Origin of the sequence: Klebsiella sp. K5-45 (assembly GCF_030128605.1) — a bacterium.
GTDB classification, from domain to species: Bacteria; Pseudomonadota; Gammaproteobacteria; order Enterobacterales; family Enterobacteriaceae; genus Klebsiella; species Klebsiella quasipneumoniae.
Window position 1 is genome coordinate 1 of sequence record NZ_JAKUZW010000002.1, and the last position, 13,812, is coordinate 13,812.

Annotated in this window: 14 protein-coding genes and 1 pseudogene; 6 read left to right on the forward strand and 9 right to left on the reverse strand. The window is 54.6% G+C overall.

The features are described from left to right. Positions 1 to 107 precede the first annotated feature (107 nt). Positions 108 to 665 (reverse strand): HEPN domain-containing protein, encoded by a 558-nt coding sequence (locus MKS11_RS03860; protein ID WP_284109378.1) that lies wholly within the window; start codon positions 663 to 665, stop codon positions 108 to 110. 151 nt (positions 666 to 816) lie between these two features. Between MKS11_RS03860 and MKS11_RS03865 the strand changes: the two genes are divergently transcribed. Together MKS11_RS03865 and MKS11_RS03870 are read left to right on the forward strand one after the other, a co-directional pair. After that, complete coding sequence (locus MKS11_RS03865; protein ID WP_087771704.1) at positions 817 to 1,011, forward strand: hypothetical protein; 195 nt, start codon at positions 817 to 819, stop codon at positions 1,009 to 1,011. After that, positions 1,008 to 2,921 (forward strand): annotated as a pseudogene (locus MKS11_RS03870) (ClpP-like prohead protease/major capsid protein fusion protein). Before MKS11_RS03865 ends, MKS11_RS03870 begins: the two are co-directional and overlap by 4 nt. A gap of 389 nt (positions 2,922 to 3,310) precedes the next feature. Here the strand turns inward: MKS11_RS03870 and MKS11_RS03875 are convergent. Beyond that, positions 3,311 to 4,201, reverse strand: a complete 891-nt coding sequence (locus MKS11_RS03875; protein ID WP_000522986.1) for a hypothetical protein — start codon at positions 4,199 to 4,201, stop codon at positions 3,311 to 3,313. A gap of 18 nt (positions 4,202 to 4,219) precedes the next feature. Continuing rightward, complete coding sequence (locus tag MKS11_RS03880; protein ID WP_000673879.1) at positions 4,220 to 4,522, reverse strand: hypothetical protein; 303 nt, start codon at positions 4,520 to 4,522, stop codon at positions 4,220 to 4,222. 440 nt (positions 4,523 to 4,962) lie between these two features. On the opposite strand from MKS11_RS03880, the gene MKS11_RS03885 reads away from it, so the two are divergent. From MKS11_RS03885 to MKS11_RS03900, 4 genes are all read left to right on the forward strand, one after another. Continuing rightward, a complete protein-coding gene (locus MKS11_RS03885) occupies positions 4,963 to 5,154 on the forward strand; it encodes a hypothetical protein (protein WP_176377276.1) in 192 nt (63 codons plus the stop codon). A 199-nt stretch (positions 5,155 to 5,353) separates the two neighbouring features. Beyond that, positions 5,354 to 6,274 (forward strand): N-acetylmuramic acid 6-phosphate etherase, encoded by a 921-nt coding sequence (locus MKS11_RS03890; RefSeq protein WP_048324078.1) that lies wholly within the window; start codon positions 5,354 to 5,356, stop codon positions 6,272 to 6,274. A 307-nt stretch (positions 6,275 to 6,581) separates the two neighbouring features. Then, positions 6,582 to 8,192 carry a malate dehydrogenase (quinone) gene (gene mqo, locus MKS11_RS03895; RefSeq protein WP_228958665.1) on the forward strand — a complete coding sequence of 537 codons (1,611 nt, stop codon included), beginning with the start codon at positions 6,582 to 6,584 and terminating at the stop codon, positions 8,190 to 8,192. Positions 8,193 to 8,348: 156 nt separating this feature from the next. Next, a complete protein-coding gene (locus tag MKS11_RS03900) occupies positions 8,349 to 9,275 on the forward strand; it encodes a LysR substrate-binding domain-containing protein (protein ID WP_004206070.1) in 927 nt (308 codons plus the stop codon). Here the strand turns inward: MKS11_RS03900 and mdcH are convergent. The 6 genes from mdcH to mdcC form a co-directional block, all read right to left on the reverse strand. Further along, positions 9,265 to 10,167 (reverse strand): malonate decarboxylase subunit epsilon, encoded by a 903-nt coding sequence (gene mdcH / locus MKS11_RS03905; protein WP_064187270.1) that lies wholly within the window; start codon positions 10,165 to 10,167, stop codon positions 9,265 to 9,267. The two genes, MKS11_RS03900 and mdcH, sit on opposite strands and share 11 nt — an antisense overlap. After that, positions 10,167 to 10,784, reverse strand: a complete 618-nt coding sequence (locus tag MKS11_RS03910) for a malonate decarboxylase holo-ACP synthase (protein ID WP_087771708.1) — start codon at positions 10,782 to 10,784, stop codon at positions 10,167 to 10,169. The genes mdcH and MKS11_RS03910 overlap by 1 nt, the downstream gene beginning before the upstream one ends. Positions 10,785 to 10,787: 3 nt before the next feature. Continuing rightward, positions 10,788 to 11,747, reverse strand: a complete 960-nt coding sequence (locus MKS11_RS03915) for an AEC family transporter (protein WP_032455991.1) — start codon at positions 11,745 to 11,747, stop codon at positions 10,788 to 10,790. A 136-nt stretch (positions 11,748 to 11,883) separates the two neighbouring features. Next, positions 11,884 to 12,684, reverse strand: coding sequence for a biotin-independent malonate decarboxylase subunit gamma (mdcE, locus tag MKS11_RS03920; RefSeq protein ID WP_032455992.1), 801 nt, complete (start codon positions 12,682 to 12,684; stop codon positions 11,884 to 11,886). After that, complete coding sequence (locus MKS11_RS03925; RefSeq protein ID WP_048294813.1) at positions 12,684 to 13,517, reverse strand: biotin-independent malonate decarboxylase subunit beta; 834 nt, start codon at positions 13,515 to 13,517, stop codon at positions 12,684 to 12,686. Before MKS11_RS03925 ends, mdcE begins: the two co-directional genes overlap by 1 nt. Continuing rightward, positions 13,510 to 13,809, reverse strand: coding sequence for a malonate decarboxylase acyl carrier protein (mdcC, locus tag MKS11_RS03930; RefSeq protein WP_017900317.1), 300 nt, complete (start codon positions 13,807 to 13,809; stop codon positions 13,510 to 13,512). The genes MKS11_RS03925 and mdcC overlap by 8 nt, the downstream gene beginning before the upstream one ends. Positions 13,810 to 13,812: the final 3 nt, after the last annotated feature.

The window sequence follows — 13,812 nt, forward strand, 5'->3', positions numbered from 1 at the left end:
GCCCGCACTCCACGCTGAATTATCAGACACCGTCTGAATTTGCAGCGGGCTGGAGAAAGGGTCATTCTGAGAATGAAGATTCCGACGTTACTAACTGAGTGTTGTATCTAATCGTGGGGGCAGGTCAGTTTCTCTAAATATCCACCGACAATTTTGTGTTTATGTGGCGGAACGTTCCTTGTGTGCCGAATTGTCCGTAATTCTACTTCAAGCATATCTATCACTTCACCTTTAGGTGTTTTTAATTGGTAGTCCAACAAGCGACAGTATCGCCGCAATTCCCATACGGCTCTGTCTAAGGTGATGATTTCTAATCCCCTTGTGTACATGACTTTTTGGAAATATCTATTTGGGCCTTGGTCATTTAGGTATTTTATGAAATCGATACTTTTATCACTTAAATCTAGTTTCAGATACGGAATGGCATTAATAGCTTCTATCCCTTTAACAAGATTATGTCCGATTTTTAAGACTGGAACTTTGTTGAAAAGAAGAATGCATTTTATATATTTCTCAATTGCTTGTTGAGACATCCATAAAAATTGGAATGGAAGATTATTTTTAAAGCAGACACGTGCGGTTAGATAATCTTGATCGGCCATGTCTCTGAAAGACCTTTTTGCGGCATTGTTCAGCAAAACCTTTTGATCATAAGTGAGTTCCATTTCTTCCCCTTCGTCTATGGTAACGATTACTTAGAAGATACAAAACCTGATAAAAACCATAAATCTATTTTTCTCATAGAAATCAGTTTACTAACCACTTTTAGTGATCAATGATTGTGCGTGTACCATCAAACACGATAAGGGTAAGAAGATGGCAGAACGAAACAATAAGCAGCACGATAAAGGCGGTACGGTTCATATCGATGCGGAAACCATGAAGAAAATCGAGGGCTACCAGGCGTTCATTCGCAAAAATCACCCTGAAATGCCTGTACCCACTAAAGGTCAGATTGTGCGCAGCAGCGTCAACTACTGGCATTACCAGACGCTGGGAGGTTGGGTATGAAATGCTGGTACACCATCAAAGCAGCCAGCGATGCCACCAGCGCCAATATCAGTATTTACGAGGAGATCGGCGGCTGGGGCATCACTGCTCAGCAGTTCTCTGAGGATCTGAAAGCCCTGGGCGATATTTCCCATATCAGCCTTCACGTCCACTCACCCGGCGGTGACGTATTTGACGGCATCGCTATCTACAACCTCCTGAATAAACACCCGGCAAAAATCACGGTGTATATCGATGGGCTGGCAGCTTCTATGGCATCCGTTATTGCAATGGCGGGTGATCGTATCGTCATGCCGGAAAATGCCCTCATGATGATTCACAAGCCGTGGGGCATTTCCGGTGGAAATGCCAATGACATGCGTGACTATGCCGAGTTGCTGGACAAGGTGGAAAACGTCCTGATCCCCGCCTACGCACGTAAAACAGGTAAGTCTGCTGAGGTACTGGCGTCTCTGCTGGAGGAGGAGACCTGGATGGATGGTAGAGAATGTGTGGCGCAGGGATTTGCGGATGAGTTACTGCCGGCCGTCAGTGCGATGGCTCGCATCGAATCAAAACGAATTGAGGATTTTGAACATATGCCCGAAAACATCAAAGGGATGATCACCCAGCCTAAAGGCTCTACTGGTTCAGTTGTGCCGGAACAGAACCGTATCAACGGTATTAAAGATTTGTTTGCCATGTTTGGCGGCAAGCATGATGCGCTGAAAATGCAATGCCTAGAAGATGCCGACTGTACACCGGATAAAGCAAAAGACCTGCTGCTGGCTGAAATAGGGCGAAATGCCACACCATCCAACAAAAACTCTTTTTCCCATGTTTATGTGGGCAACGGTAACATCGTGGGTGACGGTATTCGACAGGGGTTAAATGCCCGTCTGGGCCATGAACGCGCGGAGCGTGGAAACCCATATGCAATGATGAGCCTGTTTGAAATGGCTCAGGCATCGCTGGTGGAGCGTGGCATCAGCATCAGCTGATTTGGCAACCGCTCACAGATTGTGAATCTGGCCTTTACGCACAGTACCAGCGACTTTTCCCAAATCCTTGCTGGTGGGGCTGAAAAGTCCGTACTCACAGGCTGGCAGAACAGCGGTGAAACTTTCCAGCAGTGGACGAAAACCGGCTCGCTATCCAACTTCCATGAAGCCAAGCGCGTTGGGCTGAACGGCTTTTCTGAGCTGGAAAAGGTGCCAGAGGGGGCTGAATACAAATATGTCACTACCAGTGACAGCGGCGTACCTATCGCGCTTGCGACGTATGGCAATATCTTCTCCATTACCCGCCAGGCCATCATCAATGACGATTTGAGCCAACTGACGACCGTTCCTCAGGCTATGGGCCGTGCTGCTGCGCGTACTGTAGGGAATCTGGTCTATCTGAACCTGACTGCGAACAGCAAGTTTACAGACGGTAAGCCGCTATTCCATGCCGACCATAAAAACCTCATCGCTAAAGGGATGGATACTGACGGACTTAATGAAGCCCGTAAGGCTATGCGCCTGCAGGAAGACGCGAACGGCGATCCGATCAATGTCATTCCTGCCTATATTCTCGTTCCTGCGGCGCTGGAAGGGGCAGCCAATCGCGCGGTGCTTTCATCTTCCTCGCTGTTCCCGGTGGATCAGGACGGCACACTGAACCAGAACTCTGGCATCATTAACGTGGTAAAAGATATGGCTCAGGTTGTGGTTGAGCCTCGACTGGATAAGTCAGACAACAAGCAGTGGTATGTTGCGGCGGCACAGGGCACAGACACTATCGAGGTGGCTTATCTCGACGGGATGGATACGCCATATCTTGAGCAGCAGGAGGGCTTCACCGTTGATGGTATCGCCTGGAAGGTGCGCATCGATGCAGGTGTGGCTGCGCTGGACTACCGCGGGCTGGTCAAATCGAGTGGGGCATAAGAGCAGAGGGGCGGCCACGGCTGCCCATTTCTTGTGGGTCCTCCGGGCGGGGCGACATTCCACGGGGCGGCGCGCTCGCGGGAAACGGCTGGTTTTTGAATTTTATAGACATCATCATCATTCGCTAACTAACTGAATTTTATTAGGTAAAACTTTATAAAAGTGGAAAAGATGATGGATTGTATGTTATTTGTTCGACATCTGAAGGGTAATTATGATGAAAAAGATAGTTCTAAATTTAAGTGAGTTGGCGGAAGTGACTGGATTTCATCGGCAGACTATAGCTAAACGTTTGTCAAACGTTCGCCCTATTTCTGGTAGCAGTTGCAAGTGCCGAAATTACGGCCTCAAAACGGCACTTGCAGCAATCTATTCAAAAAAGTAAACGATTAGAATTCAACAGATTGTGCAGGTACAGAATTTAATATCCAGCACTCTTGATGAATATAGTTAATGTTCAGTTTTTCATAGTATTGCTGATCTAATGCTCTATAACGGAGTAGTTTTTGTGGATCAGCCAAGTTAGCTTCATGATCTTTTTTTGCAGTATTCCATTGCTCATGCAAGTCTACCGAAGCTACAAAAGAACCTATCTTCATTCTACGATTGGTCATGTTTGATGAGATTCCAGCATACTTATAAGAGTCAATTACTGTATGTTTTCCATCCCCATCGATATCATTCGGGGATGATATCCACTTAAATACATGATATAAAAATTGATTTGCAACCCAAGGAAAATCTATACCATTAATATTTTCCGTTGTCGGATTACTCAAACTTTCATGAAGACTCGTAGCCCCGATAAGAATGACATCGGGGTCGGCATCTTCACCTCTCTTACGCTGCCCAGCAGGTAAGTAGTTGAAAACACCAGCGAAACATTGACCAAGATAAACGATTGCTTGCTTGAGAACAGGAGTGTTTTTTAACCTGTCCAATAAACGGTATGGGGTTATGATCGGCGCAGAGTCCAAACCATTCATACTTCCGTGTCCGGTCACAAACATAACTAGATTTTCATAACTATTTGTATCGCAGTCGGTGAAAAATTCTGATGTAGGCTTGATAGTATAATTATGTTGGGTTGCAATCGAAATTAACTTATTAAAGTTGGCTCTATTTTGGCCATCAATATATATGCTAATATTAGATGGCTGTATACCTGAGGATTCTAAGCAAAAGACGCCATGAACTAAATCTTGAACATGGCGATCTTCTGGTTGGTGCTCACAAGGTAAAAATAATACCCAATGTGTATTTCCAGATATTAATCCCATCGTACATATCCTTATATATTAAACTCTAGCAAATCCTAAGCTAGCAATATTGCTCAACGATTCAGGTTTAGGAATATCTGAAAAATGAATTACCTCATTCATTTCAAGATTATAATCTAATGATTGAAATACAGAGATAACACTTCCTCTGTTATTTAATGCAAAGAAATCTTTGCCAGCCTTTAGAAAAAAAGCAACTTTATTGTCATTAACTGCACCCTTCTCGGCCTTGAAAAGAGTCCATTGTCCTTGGTTGATACATTCTTTTACAAAGGTATCTATTTCAGGCAACTCGGATGACCGTATATTTACAAATTTCATTTTAATTACCCCGCGCCAGCGTCTGAAAAATTAAAAAATACACCTTTTACCACTAGTTTTATCGTTAGATCAGCGGAACAAAAAGGCTGTGATTCTAACGATAGCTTTACAATTCAAGTATGAGCGTGATGCATGTTGCATTGCTGTCATCTCCTCCACCTTTGAATGATAAAGTCTGTTAGAAATTTTCTTCATTATAGAACGAATTGTACAGCGCTTGCGATGCCACGAATGCTTTTTGCATCATTTTAAGCTAGTAGAATTCTGATTTTTTGTTGTGCTATTCACCACCTAGTTCCCAAATTTCCATCCTTCGCAGCATTCATCTTTTGAAATCTCCCCGCAACCGTGTATTGCAATGCGTATTGCAATGAAGCTCAAACGTATCTGTATTGTGATTTTTAATCTTATTTATCAGTAGGATGATTTCAATGTATTGCATGATGATCCAGCACCGCTACGAACTCGAACTTCCGCAACAGGATGCCGCCTCCTGCCCGGAGTGCTGGATCGAGTGGCAGGTTATCGATAGCGCCGGCCTGGTGGTGCAGCCAATGCGCAAACAATTTTATAACCTTTGTCAACAATCTTTCTGGCTGGCCATGCAGGCGGACGGCGAAGATGAGAGCTGAGACAGGATTGTTCAGATAATCGGCAATTGCCCGTGAATGGGCGATCGGGACGGTAAACTGTGACCCCGACGGCGGTAAAGCGCGGAAGATTCCCCTTATAGTGGCGACAGAGGTTAAATAGTCCTGATGAATATAAGGATATGCATCAGGCCGCTGATTTCGCCGAGATGCGCTTTTTCTGTCGTAAATGGAGGTTGTTATGAGCAGTTCGCTAACCGCGTCAATGCAGGCACGTCGTCACCCGGATACCACCCACATCGATCGCCTCGCCACCGCCGACATGCTGGCGATGCTGCATCAGGATGATAAGCAGATATCGGAGGCGGTTGGCGCCTGTTTGCCGGATATCGCCCGGTTGATTGATATTGCCACCGCGACAATGAGCCGGGGAGGGCGTCTGGTTATTATCGGCGCCGGGGAATCAGGCCGCACGGCTGTCCAGGCGGTCAGCGACTACTCTCCGGAAGGCAAACACGCGCTGGTGGGGCTGATTGCAGGTGGGCAGACGCCGGCGATGGCCGAGCGGGAGACCGCGGCGAATAATTACGATCTAGGCGCCTTCGAGCTGCAGTCGCTGGACTTTTCCAGCCACGATATGCTGCTGGCGCTTACCGTTAGCGGCAAGACCCCATGGGTCTGGGGGGCGATGCGCCACGCCTGGTCGCTGGGGGCTCCGATCGCGGTGGTGACTCAGCAGGCGGCCAGCGAGGCGGCGCAGCTGGCGGATATAATTATTGCTCCGCAAACCGGGCCGGAAGCGGTGGCGGGCTTGACCAATCCGAAGGCCCGGCTGGCCCAGCGGCAGATCCTTAACATGGTGTCGACGGGCCTCGCTATCCGTGACGGCCGGGTGTACAGCAACCTGCGAGTGGATCTGCAGGCTGACAGTCCACACTGGGCGGAGCGGCAGGTGGCGATTGTCATGGCGGCCACCGACTGCACGCGCAGCGAAGCGAAAGCCGCGCTGACCAGCTGCCACCACCATTGCCGCACCGCCATCCTGATGCTGCTCAGCGGGCTGGACGCCTGGCACGCGCGGGAGCTGCTGACCAAACATCACGATCATCTGCGTCTCGCCCTGCGCGAAGCCCAGCGCAGCGCTGTCACTCCCGCCCATTAAGCTTTTAGCCAGGCGCGCACAAACGGTATGCGCGCCTGCACTTTATTAACTAAAGAAATTCCTCTCTTCTATTTATTCCGGTAATTGCGCTGAATTTTCAGTGAGATTTTACGCCGACGCTTATTTTTTAGTGCCGCTCTGATTTTTTAAGTTAAATAATTATTTGATTAAAAATGCGAGAGTGTAAATGATATTTTAAAATAAAGTAAAAGTGCATTAATATGCTGCCTCTTATTACCGTGTGCTACGTGATAATTCTATTATGCCTGCAATGAAAAAAACGATTATTTCCTTTACCGCATTAGCGATGTTCGTCAGCGCGGCGACGCATGCTGAAGCGGATACCTCTAAAAAAACCGACTTCCTGCTGATTGGCGGCGGGATCATGAGCGCCTCGCTTGGCACCTGGCTGCAGGCGCTGCAGCCGGACTGGAACCTGACGATGGTGGAGAAACTGGACGGCGTGGCCCTGGAATCCTCCAACGGCTGGAATAATGCCGGTACCGGTCACTCGGCGAATATGGAGCTGAACTATACGCCGGAGCGGGCGGACGGATCGATTGACGTCAGCAAAGCGCTGGATATTAACGAACAGTTCATGATTTCCCGTCAGTTCTGGTCGGCACAGGTGAAGCGCGGTATTTTGCACGACCCGCACTCCTTTATTAATTCCACGCCGCATATGAGTTTCGTCTGGGGCGATAATGTCGACTATCTGCAGAAGCGTTATACCGCGCTGCAGCAGACCACCTTATTCCAGGGGATGAAATTCTCCACCGACCACGCGCAAATTAAACAGTGGGCGCCGCTGGTGATGGAAGGCCGCGATCCGCAGCAGAAAGTGGCTGCCACCTGGACGCCGGTGGGTACCGACGTTAACTATGGCGAAATCACCCGGCAGCTGATCGGCAGCCTGAAGAAAAACAGCCATTTCACCCTGCAAACCTCCTCTGAGGTCACCGATTTCAAACGCAATGCCGATAACTCCTGGCACGTGACCATTAAGAACGTGCAGAGCGGCGAGGCGCAGACCATCGATGCGAAATACGTCTTTATTGGCGCCGGCGGCGGTGCGCTGAAGCTGCTGCAAAAAACCGGTATTCCGGAAGCGGACAACTATGCTGGCTTCCCGGTGGGTGGTTCGTTCCTGATGACCGAGAACCCGGCGGTCACCGCGCAGCACCTCGAGAAAGTGTATGGCCAGGCTTCGGTCGGCGCACCACCGATGTCGGTACCGCACCTTGACGCCCGCTACCTCGATGGCAAGCGCGTGGTGCTGTTTGGGCCTTTCGCCACCTTCTCGACCAAGTTCCTGAAAAACGGTTCCTTCTTCGACCTGTTGAGCACCACTACCACTGACAACGTGCTGCCGATGACCCACGTCGGTCTCGACAACTTCGATCTGGTGAAATATCTCGTCAGCCAGGTGATGCTCAGCGATGATGACCGCTTCGCCGCGCTGAAAGAGTACTACCCTGACGCGCGTAAAGAGGACTGGAAGCTGATCCAGGCCGGCCAGCGCGTGCAGATCATTAAGAAAGACGCAGAGAAGGGCGGCGTGTTGAAACTGGGCACCGAAGTGGTGGTCGATCAGCAGAAAACCATTTCCGCGCTGCTTGGCGCGTCGCCGGGGGCTTCCACCGCTGCGCCGATCACCCTCAATGTGCTCAAGCAGATGTTCCCGACGCAGTTTAACTCGCCGGAGTGGCAGACCCGTATCCACCAGATCGTGCCGAGCTACGGCCAGAAGCTGAACGGCAACGTGGCGCTGACCCAGCAGGTTTGGGATGATACCGCCGCGACCCTGCAACTGACGAAACCGCCGGTGATCCAGATGCCAGCGGCTGCGCCCACCGCGACCGCGAAGCCGGTTGAGCCTCAGCGCGACGCCTCGCCGCAGCATGATATGGCGCTGTAAAAGCAAACTTGAAAGTGAACAAAAGGGAAGACCACGGTCTTCCCTTTTTTGCGTCAATTCCCCGCCTGCGCCGCGCTCTGCCTGCAACTTTGCCGTCATAAACGATATACTGATTTGAATTGAAAAAGAAAAGCAAATCAGGAGTGTGGAAGGGCTATGCAAGACGATATCAACCAGGAGATCACCTTCCGCAAGTTGTCGGTCTTTATGATGTTTATGGCGAAAGGCAATATCGCCAGAACCGCCGAAGCGATGAAGCTTAGCAGCGTCAGCGTCCACCGCGCGCTGCATACGCTGGAAGAGGGGGTGGGCTGCCCGCTGTTTGTTCACAAAGGGCGCAATTTGCTGCCGCTGCAGGCAGCATGGACACTGCTGGAATATTGTCAGGATGTGATGAGTCTGATGAGCCGGGGGCTTGAGGCGACGCGCAAAGTCGCCGGCGTCGGCCAGGGGCGGCTGCGCATCGGCACTCTTTATTCCCTGACCCTGGAAACCGTCCCGCGCATTATCATGGGCATGAAGCTGCGGCGCCCTGAGCTGGAGCTGGATCTGACCATGGGCTCTAACCAGATGCTGCTGGATATGCTGGAAGACGACGCTCTCGACGCTATCCTGATCGCCACCAATGAAGGGGAGTTCAACAATACCGCTTTCGACGTGGTGCCGCTGTTTGAGGACGATATTTTTCTCGCCGCCCCGGCGACGGAGCAGCTGGATGCCTCACAACTCGCCGACCTGCGCGATTACGCCGATCGCAAGTTTGTGTCGCTGGCGGAGGGGTTCGCCACCTATGCCGGATTTCGGGAAGCATTCCATATCGCTGGTTTCGAGCCGGAGATCGTCACCCGGGTGAATGACATCTTTTCGATGATTAGCCTGGTGCAGGCGGGCGTCGGGTTTGCGCTGCTGCCGGGGCGAATGAAGAAAGTCTATGAAAAAGATGTACAGCTGTTAAAGCTGGCGGAACCGTACCAGATGCGCCAGCTGATCTCGATTGTCTATTCACACCATCGCGAGCGCGATGCCGACCTGCTGGCGCTGGCGGCGGAAGGAAGGATGTACGCCCGGAGCCTTATTCGTTAAGCCGCTGCGCCAGATGGCGGGCAACGTCCACGCCGCTGCGTTCCAGCGAAAGGGTCTCCCCGCGCCAGCCCGCCTGGCGGGTCAGGCAGGTGAGCACGCCGCCGGGCGGCATCTCGATTGCCAGTCTCGCGTCGCGTTCATCGGCGGCGATCATCGCCTCCTGCCAGTGGACGGTGCGCGCCATGTTCATCGCCAGATCGTCGGCGATCCGCTGCGGATCCCACAGCACGCGCGCTGTCGAGCCGCTTAAATAGGCGCACTGCGGGCGCGTTAAGGTCAGGTTGGCAAAGGCTTTTGCCAGCGCTGCGGCGGGTTTATCCAGCAGCGCACAGTGCGATGGCACGCTGACCGCCAGCCGCTGCGCCTTGCTGGCGCCCGCCTGCAGCGCCAGCTGTGCCACTTCGGCCATGGCTTCATCGCGTCCGGCGATTACAATCTGCGTTTCGGCGTTGAGGTTGGCGAGATAGACCTCGTGGCCCTGCATCAGCGCCTCAACCCGCGGGCGGGTCAGGCCCATAATCGCCGTCAGCCCGTAACCTTCAGGATAGGCCTGTTCCATGAGATCGCCGCGCAGGGCTACCAGCCGCAGCGCGCTGGCGAAATCGAGCGCGCCGGCAATGACCGCTGCGGGAAAGGCGCCGATGGAGAGGCCGCTGACCATCTGCGGATTAACGCCCTGGCGCTGTAGCTCGCGCGCCCAGGCTACCCCGACGATCAGCAGACAGAGCTGGACCGCACGGGTGTGTTTTAGCGCATCAGCGCTATCGAGAGTCTCGACTTCATCCCCCAGCACGGCGCGCGCCTGGCTGAGGATCGCTTCGCGGTCGGGGATAGCCGCCAGCATGTTGGGACGCTGGGCGCCCTGTCCGGGAAAAGTAAACAAAATCTTCATCATTCCTCCCTGCGCCACGGCGCAGTAGTTAAGCGCGCACCATGTGACGTTTTCAGCAGCGCCCGCCCATCGCGTAGCCACTCATTGAGGGCGAAGGCGCCGTACGGCGTTTCGACCTGGGTATCGGCGCGGCACGGGAGCTTGGCCACCCGGGACTGCCATTCCAGCAGCGCCTCGCGGGCCAGCGGCTGCGGCGCGCGGATCAGCAGATCCAAATCGCTTGCTGCATGGAGTACCGGGATTTCGGTCGCCAGCGCGTAGCCAGTGCTGCCGGTGACGCCCCAGCGCCAGGGCCAGTCGTCCAGCGTCAGGGCGATAGCCGCCTGCACCGGCGGCTGCGAAACAAAAGGAGAGCCCAGCAGGCGCTCGCGCTCCACCAGCATCTCCGGGGTGACGCTGCGCACGATATTCTGCGCCTCTACCCAGCCGGCGGCGCGCTGCTCGCGCTTCATGCCCCGCACCCCAACCGGGATGCGGGCCTGGCCGTCAACGTCGCGCCTCACCACCACCGGCAGCGCGGCTCGCCACTGCTGAACCACCCACGGCTCGGCAACATCTTCCAGGGCGCTGGCATGGTTTAACCAAACTAAATCGTGGGGACGCGGCGTTGATGACATGGTTTACAGTCCTGAAGTCAAAGAGATAAACAGCGGTAACGACAGGATACACAGAACCGAGCTCAACAACAGCACGGCTTCAGCATCCGGGGACTGCACGCCGAAGCGGTTGCCGAACACCACGCCGAAGAAGCCGGCGGCCAGGGCAATCATCAGGATCGCGGTAATCGCGATGGAGCCATGCAGACCTAGCAGCATCACCAGACCCCAGGCGATAAACGGCTGTACCAGCAGTTTTACGAGGGTGGAGGTGGCGATCAGCGCATTGATCTGCAGTTTACGCGCCGAGAGGATCACCCCGGTGAGGAACAGCGCTGCTGCGGTAGCGGCCAGGCCCAGCGGTTTGATGGAGGCCAGCAGCAGGTCCGGCATGTTAATGCCGATAGCGGAAAGCACCACCCCGAGCAGCGGGCCCCAGACGATCGGCTTTTTCACCGAACGCCACATCAGCACCGGCAGCATCGCCAGCGTAGAACCGGTGTTTTCCCCCGCGGCGCGGGCTTTTTCACGTTCCAGAATCAGCAGGCAGAAGGGGGTCATCAGGACCGAACCGCAGGCGATAGAGACCGCCACCGACAGCGAGGTCGATGCGCCTTCGCCGAGCACGCTGCCAAGGATCGGCAGGCCCAGCGCGGCGTAGTTCGGCAGCGCGACGGTGAGGGTCAGCACCGCGGCATCCTGCGGGGTGCGTTTGAACACGCTGGTGGCAAGGAAGTAGATCCCGGCGTAGGTGATCCACATCGCGCCGGTCAGCACCAGCACCAGCGGCGACTGGGCGACGATACCGGCCCACGGCGTTTGTACCGTCGCGCTAAACAGCGTGGCGGGTAAGGCGAAATCCATTACAAAGATATTGAGCAGGGAGACATTTTTGTTATCTACCATCCCGGCTTTACCGGCCCAGAAGCCCAGCAGCATAATGACGAAAATCGGGGCAAGAGCATGAATAATCACATAAGTCATAAATCACCTGTAAATAAAATAGAGTACTGGCGCGATTGTTATTTTTTCTAAAAGCCGTCCCTGCCCGGCGCGGTTATTACGCGCTCCGGGGGACGGCTTCCGGCAGGTTTTCTTCTACTACTTACGTACGAACGTCTTACCAGCTGGCGCGCATAAGGTCGCGGACCTGCTGCGAACTGCGGCGGTTTTCCGCACCCAGGCGGCACTTCAGCGAGGGATCCTGGCGCGCGTCAGCGATGGCGTCGCGCAGGGTGTGGCTGACCAGCGCCAGATCGTGGTCGTCAGGCGCGTCCGGATTGCTGATGTCAAGCAGAGCAGAGAGCAGGCCGAGCGTGGCGTAGTTGTTGACGTCATAGGCCATCGGCGGGATGGTTGCCGCCAGTTTCTCCAGCGCCTCTACGCTGCGCAGGGTAATGCGCGCGGCCGATGCTTTCCCCATCGCGTGAACCAGCACGCCGCTATCGTTAAAGGCGATCAGGCGATTGGCCTGATAGCCGTGGGCCAGAAACGCCCCGGACATCGCTTTGCCGACAATCAGGCCAATCACCGGGTGGCCGGCCAGACGGGCTTTGGCGTAGGCGCCTGCCGCTCCGGCCAGCGCCTGGTGAATACCAAAAGCTTCCTCGCGACGGCCATAGGCCTGGCTCGGCACATCGATCACGGCGACGATCGGCCGTTTACCAGGCTGGTCGGCGTCAGCGGCGATGGTTTCGTTGACCACTTTCGCCAGCGTCCAGCCTTCCAGCAGGCCGACTTCGCCGCCGGCGGCGCGCGGGTAGTGGTTGTTAGCGTCAGGTACCACGGCGATAAAGCGGACGCTTTCGCCATCAATCTGGCCATCTGCGACCTGCACCGAAGGGCACAGACCACTCATCAGCGGCGCGTCGGGCGCCAGTTTGTTCAGCCACAGCGCGGCGCGGTTTGGGAACTGGCTCATTATTTCTCCTCCCGGGCAAAAAGCTGTTTAATCTGCGCGGTATCCGCCTGCTGGCGGGTGTCGAACTGGCTTAAACGGCGCAGGTAATCGTCATAATTGTCGCTGCGGTGCTGCGCCGGTACGCCTTTGGCGATCGCCTCGTTCATCGCGGTTTTAACGGCGTTAACGCCATCGTTAACCAGCGCGTCGACCAGCCCGCTGGCGGCGCGAATTTCGCCGCCGGTCATGCTCCAGATAAACGGCCGGTTGCGGGAGTCGTACTCTTCAATGCCGGCTTCCTGCTCGATAACCTGTGGGCCGTTGAGGCCGAGACGGGCTTCACGGGTGACGATAAGGTAGCTGCACAGCGCCGCGGCGATGGACATACCGCCGAAGCAGCCGACGGTACCGGTAATAATGCCGACCACCGGGGTGTAGCGGCGCAGGTCGACAATCGCCGCGTGAATATCGGCGATGGCGGCCAGACCGAGGTTGGCCTCCTGCAGACGTACGCCGCCGGTTTCCAGGCACAGCACCGCCTGTGTCGGGATACCGTTGCGGTTATCTTCCGCCGCCAGCTCCAGCGCGGCGGCCATTTTGGCGCCGGAGACTTCGCCCATACTGCCGCCCTGGAAGGTGCCTTCGATGGCAATCGCCACCGCCGGCTGGCCGTTGATCGTGCCTTTGGCGACCACCATACCGTCGTCGGACTGTGGGACGATGCCCTGCGCGCCGAGCCACGGCGACATAATGCCTTCAAACGGATCCAGCAGTTCGCGGTAACTGCCGTCGTCCAGCAGGGCGTGGGCGCGTTCGCGAGCGCGCAGTTCGATAAAGCTGCGATCGTTACGCATGAGCGGCCTCCTCAAAGACTTGTTCAATACGAATACGAGCGACGCCCGGCGTGGCGCCGAAGTCGTGAATAACCAACTGCCCGGCGGGCAGGCCGTTGATCAGGTTCAGCCGGTCGAACAGCGCCTGCCAGCGCGCCTGGCTGTTATCCACCGAGGTGGTAATTTGCACGCGGAGCGTATCGCTCCCGGCGGCGGTATAGAGCACCTCCATATCGCCTGAACCTACAACCCCTGCCAACGCTCTGCCGCTGAGGGCGCGGCTGGCAGGAAATGACAATGTAATCTGTTCCATAAC

Bases quoted from the DNA above. Each gene is read 5' to 3' on its own strand.
- MKS11_RS03860 (WP_284109378.1), bottom strand. From the start codon at position 665: ATGGAACTCACTTATGATCAAAAGGTTTTGCTGAACAATGCCGCAAAA.
- MKS11_RS03865 (WP_087771704.1), top strand. From the start codon at position 817: ATGGCAGAACGAAACAATAAGCAGCACGATAAAGGCGGTACGGTTCAT.
- MKS11_RS03875 (WP_000522986.1), bottom strand. From the start codon at position 4,201: ATGGGATTAATATCTGGAAATACACATTGGGTATTATTTTTACCTTGT.
- MKS11_RS03880 (WP_000673879.1), bottom strand. From the start codon at position 4,522: ATGAAATTTGTAAATATACGGTCATCCGAGTTGCCTGAAATAGATACC.
- MKS11_RS03885 (WP_176377276.1), top strand. From the start codon at position 4,963: ATGATGATCCAGCACCGCTACGAACTCGAACTTCCGCAACAGGATGCC.
- MKS11_RS03890 (WP_048324078.1), top strand. From the start codon at position 5,354: ATGAGCAGTTCGCTAACCGCGTCAATGCAGGCACGTCGTCACCCGGAT.
- mqo (WP_228958665.1), top strand. From the start codon at position 6,582: ATGTTCGTCAGCGCGGCGACGCATGCTGAAGCGGATACCTCTAAAAAA.
- MKS11_RS03900 (WP_004206070.1), top strand. From the start codon at position 8,349: ATGCAAGACGATATCAACCAGGAGATCACCTTCCGCAAGTTGTCGGTC.
- mdcH (WP_064187270.1), bottom strand. From the start codon at position 10,167: ATGAAGATTTTGTTTACTTTTCCCGGACAGGGCGCCCAGCGTCCCAAC.
- MKS11_RS03910 (WP_087771708.1), bottom strand. From the start codon at position 10,784: ATGTCATCAACGCCGCGTCCCCACGATTTAGTTTGGTTAAACCATGCC.
- MKS11_RS03915 (WP_032455991.1), bottom strand. From the start codon at position 11,747: ATGACTTATGTGATTATTCATGCTCTTGCCCCGATTTTCGTCATTATG.
- mdcE (WP_032455992.1), bottom strand. From the start codon at position 12,684: ATGAGCCAGTTCCCAAACCGCGCCGCGCTGTGGCTGAACAAACTGGCG.
- MKS11_RS03925 (WP_048294813.1), bottom strand. From the start codon at position 13,517: ATGCGTAACGATCGCAGCTTTATCGAACTGCGCGCTCGCGAACGCGCC.
- mdcC (WP_017900317.1), bottom strand. From the start codon at position 13,809: ATGGAACAGATTACATTGTCATTTCCTGCCAGCCGCGCCCTCAGCGGC.